Source organism: bacterium, assembly GCA_021372775.1.
Lineage (GTDB): Bacteria > Acidobacteriota > Polarisedimenticolia > J045 > J045 > JAJFTU01.
In genome coordinates this window covers 1-7,746 of record JAJFTU010000479.1, presented here as the reverse complement: position 1 = coordinate 7,746, position 7,746 = coordinate 1, and the positions used below count along the sequence as shown (strand labels likewise).

General features: G+C 66.1%; 6 protein-coding genes and 1 tRNA gene. 4 read left to right on the top strand and 3 right to left on the bottom strand.

Annotated elements, in window-relative coordinates:
* On the top strand, positions 1-2,079 hold a 2,079-nt coding region (locus tag LLG88_16465; GenBank protein ID MCE5248501.1), incomplete at its 5' end, for a hypothetical protein.
* Between the two features lie 45 nt (positions 2,080-2,124).
* On the opposite strand, the gene LLG88_16460 is transcribed toward LLG88_16465, so the two are convergent.
* A complete protein-coding gene (locus tag LLG88_16460; protein ID MCE5248500.1) occupies positions 2,125-2,610 on the bottom strand; it encodes a tryptophan-rich sensory protein in 486 nt (161 codons plus the stop codon).
* A 185-nt stretch (positions 2,611-2,795) separates the two neighbouring features.
* Here LLG88_16460 and LLG88_16455 point away from each other — a divergent pair.
* Positions 2,796-2,872, top strand: a tRNA-Arg gene (locus tag LLG88_16455).
* Positions 2,873-2,910: 38 nt separating this feature from the next.
* On the opposite strand, the gene LLG88_16450 is transcribed toward LLG88_16455, so the two are convergent.
* A complete protein-coding gene (locus LLG88_16450) occupies positions 2,911-4,041 on the bottom strand; it encodes a tyrosine-type recombinase/integrase (GenBank protein ID MCE5248499.1) in 1,131 nt (376 codons plus the stop codon).
* A 279-nt stretch (positions 4,042-4,320) separates the two neighbouring features.
* Between LLG88_16450 and LLG88_16445 the strand changes: the two genes are divergently transcribed.
* Both LLG88_16445 and LLG88_16440 read left to right on the top strand, forming a co-directional pair.
* Entirely contained in the window at positions 4,321-5,508 is a 1,188-nt protein-coding gene (locus LLG88_16445) for a methyltransferase domain-containing protein (protein MCE5248498.1), read from the top strand.
* 18 nt (positions 5,509-5,526) lie between these two features.
* Positions 5,527-6,861, top strand: coding sequence for a hypothetical protein (locus tag LLG88_16440; GenBank protein MCE5248497.1), 1,335 nt, complete (start codon positions 5,527-5,529; stop codon positions 6,859-6,861).
* Between the two features lie 91 nt (positions 6,862-6,952).
* Here LLG88_16440 and LLG88_16435 read toward each other — a convergent pair.
* A partial coding sequence (locus LLG88_16435; protein MCE5248496.1) for an integrase core domain-containing protein occupies positions 6,953-7,746 on the bottom strand: 794 nt, incomplete at its 5' end.

Genomic DNA, 7,746 nt, shown 5'->3' with positions numbered 1-7,746 from the left:
CCGAGCGTGCCGATCTGGCAGTTCAACCTCAACGAACTGCGGCTCGACGTGGACGGCAACGACCCGCAGATGACCGCCAGCGGCGTCAACTACATCGCGCGCGGCCGCCTCGTGAACTGGGTCGCGTCGCTGACGCGGATCGCCGTCAACACCTACCGCGGGGACATCTGGTACAAGGAAGGGGACCAGACGCTCTTCCCGTTCACCAACGTCGAAATCACCACCGTCCGCAACCTCCTCCCGTCGCACCGCCGCGCCTCGGCGACGTTCTTCGGCGGGGGCGGGAACCGCGTGACCGTCAACTACGGCTACCTCTCCCCCTACTACCGCACGCTGGAGATGGAGTTCGACGCCGACGACCGCGCGCACCCGACGACGCGGATCGACACCGGCGCCCACCCCAACCATCCGCCGACCCTGCCGATCCGCACCCTCACGATCGAGGACGTCTACCGCCGGGCCGGCTTCGACGTCCGCCGCACCGGCGGCGACAACATCGTCCCGGTCCATCCCGACGCGGGGGCCGACGACAAGTGGTCGAACATGGAGCTGCACGACGCGATGCAGCAGTACTGGTCGCGCTTCGCCAACACGGCGCAGTGGTCGATGTGGACCTTCTTCGCCTCGATGAGCGACCAGGGGACGAGCCTCGGCGGGATCATGTTCGACGACATCGGGCCGAACGAGCGGCAGGGATGCGCGATCTTCACCGAGTCGTTCATCGCCGACCCGCCGGCCAACGACCCGAACCCGACGGCGTGGGTCGAGCGGATGCGGTTCTGGACCGCCTGCCACGAGATGGGGCACACGGTCAACCTCGCCCACTCCTGGCAGAAGGCGCTCGGCACGCCGTGGATCCCGCTGGCCAACGAGCCGGCCGCGCTGAGCTTCATGAACTACCCCTACCTCGCGGCGGTCGGCGGCCAGCAGAACTTCTTCGCCAACTTCCAGTACCGCTTCAGCGACCGCGAGCTGCTGTTCCTGCGCCACGCCCCGGCGAAGTTCGTCGAGCCGGGGAACGCCGACTGGTTCGACCACCACGGCTTCATCGGCTTCAACGCGATGCCGGAGACGCCGCTGCGGCTCGAGGTCCGCGTCAACCGCGGCGACCCGACGTTCGGCTACCTCGAGCCGGTCGTCGTGGAGCTGAAGCTCAAGAACGTCTCGAACAACCCGGTGATGGTGGACGAGGCGATCCTGCGCAACCTGAACACGCTGACGCTGGTGATCAAGCGCGAGGGACGCGCCGCCCGCACGCTGACGCCGTACGCCTCGCAGTGCAACGAGCCGCGCAAGGTCGTCCTCGGCCCGAACGACTCGATCTACGACTCCCACCTGATCTCCGTCGGCCGCGGCGGCTGGTCGATCGCCGAGCCGGGGCGCTACCTGATCCAGGCGGCGGTCCGCAACGACGAGGAGGACGTCGTCTCCAAGCCGATCGTGATCCGCGTCACGCCGCCCAAGACCTACGACGAGCAGTTCCTGGCGCAGGACTACTTCACCGACGAGGTCGGGCGCACGCTCGCCTTCGGCGGCACCTGCGTCCTGGAACGGGCCAACGACGTGCTGCGCGAGACGGCGGAGCGGCTGGCCGACCGGCCGGTCGCGGTCCACGCGCGGCTGGCGCTCGACCGCCCGCGGCTGATCGGCTACAAGACGCTGAAGTTCACGGGCGAGGGGACGATGCGCGCGATCGGCGGCACGGACGCCAAGATCGGCGTCCGTCCGGTCAACGTGGACGAGATCCGCAAGAGCCTCGTTCCGATCCTCACCAAGGACGCCAACGTCACCGCCGAGACGCTCGGCCACATCAAGCTCAAGAACCGGATCGACCAGATCACCGACCTGATGGCCGGCCACGACAACTTCGACGAGGCGATCCGCCTGCAGCAGACGCTGGAGACGACGCTCAAGTCGCGGCGGGTGCTGAAGTCGGTGCTGGGCGAGATCCGCGAACGGATCACCGACTACGAACGGTTGAAGACGGTCCCCGTGGACGAGCGGAAGAAGACGCTGAAGCTCAAGGCGATTCCGCCGCCGGTCCGGGCGCGCCACGCCGAACTGGGGCCGACCACCTGATCGACGAACCGCGGGCGGGCGGCGGCCGCCGGGCCGCCGTCCGCCTCAGCGGAAGTCCGGATTGAGCCGCAGCAGCTTGCCGGTCAGCGCCGCGGCGAACGTCACCCACGCGAGGTAGGGCAGGAGGAGCAGGGCGGCGACGCTCTTGATCCGGTCGAAGAGGTAGACCGTCGCGGCGATCGCCGCCCACAGGACGAGGATCTCGACGAGGGAGAGGACCCCCTTGTTCCACGAGAAGAAGATCCACGGCCAGACGGCGTTGAGGACCAGCTGGACGCCGTAGAGGACGATCGCGGGGACGGCGCGCCGTCCCGCCTCGCGCCAGACGAGCCAGGCGGCGAGCGCCATCAGCGCGTAGAGGACGGTCCAGACCGGCCCGAAGACGCCGGCGGGGGGCGCCCACGCCGGCTTCTGCAGCTCGGCGTAGAACGGCCCGGCCGCGACGGAGCCGGCCGCGCCGATCGCGGCGGCGGCGGCGGTGGCGACGAAGACGACGACCAATTCGATCCACGCGGCGCGGCGTTCGATCATTGCCGACCCTCCGGGGGCGAGTTTACCGCGCCGTTCCCGATCGGCGGCAACGGGGTCCGCCGCGCGCGCCGAAGGCGGCATCAAGGCCGCCGGCGGGGACTGGCGCGACGGCGGCGTCCGCCGCGCGCGCCGACCGCGGTCTGTTGCGCCGCGCCCCTTCCCGCGGTTAACGTTCGCGCCGGCGCGCGCCCGTAGCTCAGGCGGATAGAGCAGCTGCCTTCTAAGCAGCGGGTCGTGGGTTCGAGTCCCGCCGGGCGCGCCAGTTAACCGATTGCCGTTCAGCGACTTACGTTGAGGCGATCAGCGGGCCGTTTCCTGCGGCGATTTCGAGGTGCGACGAGAGGTGCGATTTTTCCCGCGAGCGCGGTCCAGCCGGTCCACGAGCGTTTGCAGGTGTTCGTCCGTGAGGTTGACGTAAACGGCCGCCATCGTGGGCGTGGTATGCCCGAGTAGCTGCATCAGCTCGAACGTTCCCGCGCCCTGCTCGGCGAGCCGCGAGGCGTACTCGTGGCGCAGGCGTTTCCACGGGGCGACGCAAGGGACGCCGGCCGCGGCGTAGGCGCGCTTCAGGGCGAGGTTCGCGCCGTTGACGGTCACGGGGCGGCCGGTCCGGCCGAGGAAGACCCGCCCTTCGCCGGCGATCGTCCGGACCTTCTTCGCCTCGGCGAGAACGTCTCGGAGCGTTCCGTTCAGGCGGACCGTGCGGGGCTCGCCGGTCTTGGCCCGCGGACAGTGGGCTCGCCCGTGGGCCTCGTCCACGTCGGCCCAGACCAGACCGATGGCCTCGCTGCGGTCCATGCCGGAGTAGAGGCACCATCGGACGATCCGCGCGAGCCACGGCGGGCAGGCTTTCAACAGGGCCGTCTCTTGGTCGGGCGCCAGACGCTCCAACCGATGCGGCTCGGCCTTCGGGCGCCGCACGAGGTCGCGGTCCGCGGGGTTCGCGTCCACGAGCCCCCGCGACCTAGCCCAACGGAAGAACGTGCCGAGCGCGATCAAGTCCTTTCGGACAGTCGTCCCGCTGACCTTTGCCGCCCGCTCGTCCCGGAACCGCTCCACGTCGGCGGCGGTGATTCGGCAAAGGGGCTTCGAGGTCGGCAGCCCGTCGAGCCAAACGTCGGCGCGCTCGGCGTAGTACCGCTTCGAGCCGCTGCGCGAGCGGTACTCGCGGAGAAAGCGGGCCACCGCCTCTTTGAGCGTCAGGCCGGCGGCCTTCTTGGCCGCGGGCGGGGTCCACGTTCCGCTCGCCACCTCCGAGCGGCGCGTCGCGGAGAGAAGGGCGGCCCGGCCTTCGAGCGCGTCGCGCTCCCGGCTCGTCGCGTCGGGCCGGAGAACGCCGACCCGCTCCACGACGCGGGTTCCGTCCGGAGCGTAGTAGACGATCGAACAGGTCTTCAGGTGGTCTGTGCCGACGCGCCAGCGGACCGCCATGATCGGCGCCCTTGGCGGTGGGTCGTGCCGAAGAGCGTTGCGCCAGCCAGGAAACGCCAAGGAAAAGCGAAGCCACTCTGGGCTAGGTGCCACGTCGTGCCGAGACGTACCGCTGACTTGTCGTTTGGGGCTTCTCTTCCTCGTCCTCTTATGGCGCGCCGAATGTCGCCGCGGGCAACTCCCTTCTGCGTGAACTCCCAACGACGGATGCAGGCAGGTGTCACGCAGCGGATCCCATATCTGCCGTTGCACAACGGCAGCCAGTGCTATCATCGCAGAATGCTACATGATCTTGCACTGTTTGCTTCGTTGAATGACGAGTATCAGCGAAAGCCGCTGGTGCCAGAGCTAAGGTCTTACTCAACGCAAGAAGTCGCAGAGAGAGCTCGACGCGAAGCGGCGCAGCTTGATTCTCAGTTCGGGCTCCGCAATAAGCGCGTTCTCGAAATTGGGTGCGCGGAGGCGTCAATAGCTGCCCGACTCGCCTCAGACTGTGGTTGCGAGGTCGTGGCTGTCGATATCTCGCCTGCACTTCAACATTGCTGGGATTCACTGTGCGACATTGGGAACCTTCACACGCAGGTCCTGGACATCTCGACACAGGATACATCGAGTCTCGGGCGATTCGACTTCATCTTCAGCAACGGAGTTCTGGAGCACGTTCGTGATCCACGCGCAATGCTGAGTGTCGCGGAGCATCTTCTTGTTCCAGGCGGCGCGATGCACGTGAACATGGGTTTCCAACGGAGCGCGATAGGGTCACATCTCTACCGCTATGTCTTTTTCCCGTGGCCGCACCTTCTGTTCACGGCGGATACCTTTAGACGGTACTTCATCTCGCAGGGCAGAGAGCCGAGATGCCCGGAGTGGGTTAACGGATGGACGCCTGAGCAGTATCTGGCCTTGTTCGCCGATCTGGGCTTGGCCATTACGAACCACCACAGACTTACTCGGCCTCTTGACGAGGCCTTCTTTCGACGTTTCGAGGAACAACTTGGGCTCTACCCCAAAGCGGACCTCGAGACGGACATGCTGTACGTCGATCTGGAGAAGCCGTCTCAGGGGCACCCGCAACCGCAGTTCGATTTCTTGAACGCTGCATCCGCCAAGCACGCATGGCAGGAGAGGCAACATCTCTTCATTGCCCCAAACCCGAGGAGCCGGGGACCGGTGGTGGCTCGGAGTTCTGATCCGTTCCGCGCCATCGACACACTTTCGTTCGCCGTCAGAAACGAGCATCCAGCGAGTCCTCCCATTAGAGTTGTCGTTCGCGTGGTAGAGGCTGACGGCGGACTTGAGACAGTCGTACTCGACCGCATCGTGGCCGCTTCTGAGCGGTTCGCTTATAGCTGCCGCCTGCGCGCGTCGTCGCCGCAGTTTGTTGAGTTTCGCGCCGAATTGATGGGCGAGGAATCCGACTACGCGTGGCTGCATTTTGAAGCAATCGAGCTTGTCGCCGAGGTCTAGGCGCGGAGGGAGAGGTCTATGGCAGGGATGGTCAGTTCGGACAACGACCTGATTCTGAGTTCCAACGGGAAGCAGATGATGGTTCTCAGGGGGACGAGCGCCGTGCCTGCAAGCGTTTTGGCGTTGCCAGCCTCCGCGGTCTCCGACGATGATCTCCTTTTGGGCAGCGTGGCTCTGTATGCTGACGAAGCGACAGGCCGGCTGTTTGCGCGCGCTCGGTACTCGAATGGCAGCTTCAAGACGTTCTTAGTTGGCGTCACGACCCCGGAGAGCATAACAGTCGGTTCCTCTGGGGCAGACTTCACGTCCGTTATGGACGCATGGAATGCTCTTTCCGGTGCCGTCCTCTCATCCGCCGTGACTATCAACGTGAATCCAGGGACATACACCGAAACGCTGGTCCTTGCATCGCAGCCGTACGCGAATCTGGTCACCATCCAAGGCGATGCTCGAGACGGGGCCGGGCAGTGTCTTGCGGCGACGGGTTCCATTACGAAGAGCGGCAACAACTGCACGATCAGCATGACGGCTGCACCGCCAAGTGACTTCGACTCGACGGACAGCGTTATCATTGCAGGTGCAAGCAACGCCGGAAATGTGGGACGTTTCCCCGTCGTGTCGGTCGATATAGCAAACAAGGCGGTGACGTATGTCAATCCTGCCGGCGTCGCGGAAGCGGTTCGCCTTGGGACAAGCGTGGTGTTTTGCCCCAATCGGATTATCGACTTCACGGGCTTTGCGCAGGGCGTGCTGAGTGCCTGCGCTACGCCGCCGACTCTTCGCGGGTTTCTGATCGTCGGATCGGCAGCGTCGCCGTGCAGCGGCATTGAGGCGAGCGGATCCCTTGGAGTCGAGAAGTGCACGGTCTTCAATGTTCACGACTTCGGTTTCTACGCATACAACGGCGGGAACATCGTCGCTGGGGCGCACTGCAGTGCAATACGTTGCGCGACGGGATTTGGCGTTTCAGCTGGACGCATGAGCGCAGCGATGTCTTACTCTGCCAATAACACGTACGGATACCAAGCAACGGTCGATGGGAGCATCTCTGCGCCGAGTGCGGTTGCCGCCAGCAATGTGATCGGCTTTCTTGGCGACGTTGGGTCTGCCGTGCATGCTGCTAGCGCCGGGGCCTTCTTCAGCAGCGATTCTGGCTTCAATGCGTCGAACAACAGTGCCATCTACGCCAACGGCGCAACGGCCAAGAGCAACGGCGTTGGCTACTACGCCGCGTGGCAAGGCGTCATCCTCGGTAGCAGCACAAGCGCAAACAACTCTGGAAACGGAGTGGACTATTCTCCGGCGACCAGCGGAGTTGAAGGCAATAATGGCGGCGCCGTTCGCTGGTCGTGAGAAGAGCTGTGGCCACATTTTGCTGTGCCATGCGGCACAAGCGATTTCGGACGTGGCTTGCCCGCTGTGGCTCCTCCAACGATCGCGAGAGTCAATGTATCGCGGGTTCTTCGAGCTTCAGCGGGCCGGAGGGCGGCGGCGCCGCCCGGAGGCCCGCTGAAGCCTGCGCCGCGAACTCGCAGGGGGTCAGGTTCCCGAGCGAGCTGTGCGGCCGGTTGAGATTGTAGTCGATCCTCCAGTTCTCGATGGCGAAGCGCGCGTCGGCGAGACCGGCGAGCCACTGCTGGTTCAGGCGCTCGTCGCGGAACTTGTCGTCGAGGCTCTCGACGAAGGGGTTGTCGGTCGGCGTTCCCGGACGGCCGTGCGCCGCGGCCAGACGGTCGAGCACGCGCAGCACGAGCGCCGCCGGCAGCGACGCGTCGACCTCGGTCGCGAGGCACATCCGCGTGACCACGTCGACGACGTTGAGCGTCCGGAACGCACGGCCCGACTCCAGGGCGTCGTGCGTGAAGTCCATCGACCAGCACTCGTTCGGCCTGGTCGCCGGCGGCATCGGCACGCGCGGCTCGCGGGCGAGGCGTTTGCGCTGCTTGCGCCGCACGGCCAAGCCCTCCCGGCGGTAGATCCTGTACACCCGCTTGTGGTTGATTCCCGGCAGCTCGCGCCGCAGCAGCACGTGCAGCCGGCGGTAGCCGAAGCGCGGCCGCTCCTGCGCCAGCCGCAGCAGCGCCTCGCGAAGTCCCGGGGCGTCGCCGCGCCTCGGCTTCCGGCGGCACGTCGAACGATGGATCCCGATCAGCCCGCACGCGCGTCGCTCGCTCATGCCGAGCCGGCGAGCGCGACGCACCGCGTCCCGTCGCGCGGCGGGCGTCACCACTTTCTTGA

What these genes read in the sequence shown, in the direction of transcription:
- LLG88_16450 (MCE5248499.1), bottom strand. Translation starts at nt 4,041, where the DNA reads ATGGCGGTCCGCTGGCGCGTCGGCACAGACCACCTGAAGACCTGTTCG.
- LLG88_16445 (MCE5248498.1), top strand. Translation starts at nt 4,321, where the DNA reads ATGCTACATGATCTTGCACTGTTTGCTTCGTTGAATGACGAGTATCAG.
- LLG88_16460 (MCE5248500.1), bottom strand. Translation starts at nt 2,610, where the DNA reads ATGATCGAACGCCGCGCCGCGTGGATCGAATTGGTCGTCGTCTTCGTC.
- LLG88_16440 (MCE5248497.1), top strand. Translation starts at nt 5,527, where the DNA reads ATGGCAGGGATGGTCAGTTCGGACAACGACCTGATTCTGAGTTCCAAC.